This is a genomic window from Streptomyces sp. B1866 (assembly GCF_031932565.1).
Taxonomy (GTDB): Bacteria; Actinomycetota; Actinomycetes; order Streptomycetales; family Streptomycetaceae; genus Streptomyces.
Genome location: NZ_JAVSCF010000451.1, coordinates 1 through 2469 on the forward strand (window position 1 = coordinate 1; position 2469 = coordinate 2469).

The 2469-nt window shown below is 66.6% G+C and carries 2 protein-coding genes; both read right to left on the bottom strand.

Translation table 11 applies throughout. From position 1 onward, the window contains the following. Positions 1 to 227: 227 nt before the first annotated feature. Positions 228 to 917 carry a contact-dependent growth inhibition system immunity protein gene (locus RKE29_RS29310; protein WP_312008743.1) on the bottom strand — a complete coding sequence of 230 codons (690 nt, stop codon included), beginning with the start codon at positions 915 to 917 and terminating at the stop codon, positions 228 to 230. 27 nt (positions 918 to 944) lie between these two features. Next, positions 945 to 2469 (bottom strand): RNase A-like domain-containing protein (locus tag RKE29_RS29315; RefSeq protein WP_312008744.1); only part of this gene is annotated, 1525 nt, incomplete at its 5' end.

Genomic DNA, 2469 nt, shown 5'->3' on the forward strand with positions numbered 1-2469 from the left:
GCAACAGATCTTAAGTCACTGGTATTGAGGCTAGCGCCCTCACGTGGCTGAAGTCGACCACGCAGCGCGACCAGTCGGACGGGCGGCGGCGTTCAGCTCGCCAGCGGCACATGGGCAGCCGGTCCCATACCCCGCGGCCTGGTTCCAGTCCCGCAGCCGCCGAGAGTCTCCCGCTTCCCGCATGTCCACCCCGCTGGTACCAGTGGAAGGTACAGCTGCCATGGAGCTCAGCTTGGTTCTTCCGGCGCTGGTTTTCCGCTCAGGTGCTGCCGGATGATGTCGGCCAGGCTCGTGATCCACTGCCGATACGTGAGTCCGTCCGGCGGAGAGACCTGCGAGCCCAGCGCCGTGGTGACCCGGTCAAGATCCTCTTCTGATTCCACCATGGCCAGCAGCTCCGGAACTTCCTCGAGAACGGGAGTTATATCCTCTTGGGGCGTCCCTCTCAGGTAGTCCTCAACAGCCTCACTGTCGCTGGAGTATTCATCGAAGTGGTCCTGGTGGAAGTAGGCGCCGAGAAGATGCCGCAGCCCCGGGAACCGCTCATACCACTCCAAACCCATCTGTGGACGCCCGACTGGGAACAGACTCCGATCCCGCAGGCACGCGTCGATGTGATCACGAGCGATGCGCAGGGACTCCTCGACATTCCTCCCTCCCGTCGGCCGCACCCTTGGCATCAGATCCACATCATCCGAGATCTCCTCCGAAAACAGCCCCACCGTCAGCAGGTCGTCGATCTCCCGCACCGCCTGCGCAGCCCTCTGCGGATCCCGGGCACAGACCCTAAGATACGCGTCCAGCGCGGGCCCGCGCTCGGTCGGCGTATCCGAGAAAACGAAACCCGCCTGGGTATAAAATGCGAGTAGATTCTGCAGCTCGGCGAACCGATGTCCGGGCGGCGATGAAGAATCCATGAAAGCTCCGTTCGAACGCAGCAACCATCAGGGTACGGGATAGGACGTAAGCACCCGGAAGCCGCCCGGGGCCGACGGGTCACGTTTCAGGATAACTTTCACACCATCGACCCGACTCGGAGGATTTCCGTGCAGGAAGTCTGACCGGCTGAGCGTCAGCCCCGTTTGTTCACCGAACTCCACCCGCGGAAGCTCCAGTCTCGACCTTCCCCCCTTCAGCCAGGTTTCTACCATGCCTTGTTTTCTGCGTATCGCCTCGTCAGTGAACCGTTGAGCTGAATTCTCGTCAATGAATCGGGAGTCCGCCTTCAAATTGGCGTCGGCCCGGAGTCGGTTGCGCATGTCATGCGTCGTCTTGTTCACGTGGCGATCGATGGTATGCGATCCGTTCTTCCCTTCGTCGTTCTTGATGTCGGCACGGTGTTCCGGTTTCGTCTTGCCCTTGCGTTTCTCCCGTGGCCACGCGTTCCAGCCGTCTATGTTGCCACCGCTGCCCCCTTCGGACGCCGACATCAAGACGATGCCGAGGGTGCCGAGGGCGGCGGCATGGATGGCCGCTTCGGCGGACAGGGTCCCGGCGGCGACTCCGGTGGTGGCCAGGGCGAGGCCGCCGCCGGGCGGGAAGAGAGCGAAGAGGGCGAGCAGGAGGAGGGCGGCTCCGGCGTAGGCGAGGAAGTTGTGGAGGGCGTCGATGAGGTGAAGGCGGTTGGGGATGATCGCGTCGGTGGGGGCCATGCCGTTTTGCAGGCGGACGAACAGCAGCATCCCGGTGACGGCCGTGCCGAGAGCGGTCCACAGGCGAAAGCGCAGGACGGTCAGGGTCTCGGCCAGCGGGGTCGCCTGGGTGGCACGCCAGGTGGTCGCAAGGCGGATCAGCAGCCAGCCGGTCCATGCCAGGCCCGCGATCCCGAAGCCGACCAGGAGCCGCGGCCCGGCGCCCGTGGTGAACCACTCCCGCACCCCGGACTGCCCCGGGAAGGAGGCGACGCCCCAGAACAGCACCGCCGGGACGGCCAGAACCAGCGAGAGCAGGATGGTCCACCTGCGGCGTGTGCCCCTGCCCTCGCGGTGCGCCTGACGGATGGTACGCCAGCCCACGCCGCGCCAAGCGGCCTCATGGTCGGAGGCGTCCAACCGGGCCACCGTTTGAACGACTGCCTGGTGCAGCACCTCCCGCCCGGCGTAGGCGGGCCGGAAGGCCGTGTACAGCAATGCCCTGCGCAACCGGGCGAACCGCCACACCAGCAGCGCCGACCACGGCACACACCACGCTCCGTACCCCGCCAGCCCCAGCGCCCCCGGCCGCCCGGCACGCTCGCCGCCCAACAGCACCCCCGGCACCACGAGCCTGGCCCGCCGCACCTGCCACCAGTCCGCCGCCATCGCCACCGCCAAGCACCCCAGCGGCACCAGCCACAACCACCCGCCCAGCCCGTCGACCAACGACTGCGCGCCATGGTCGCGAGGGTGCTCGGCGGCGTAGTTGTACTGGAGGTGGTGCGCCGAAGCCGCCGCCACCGGCAGGACACCCGCCAGCCGCAACCAACCCCGG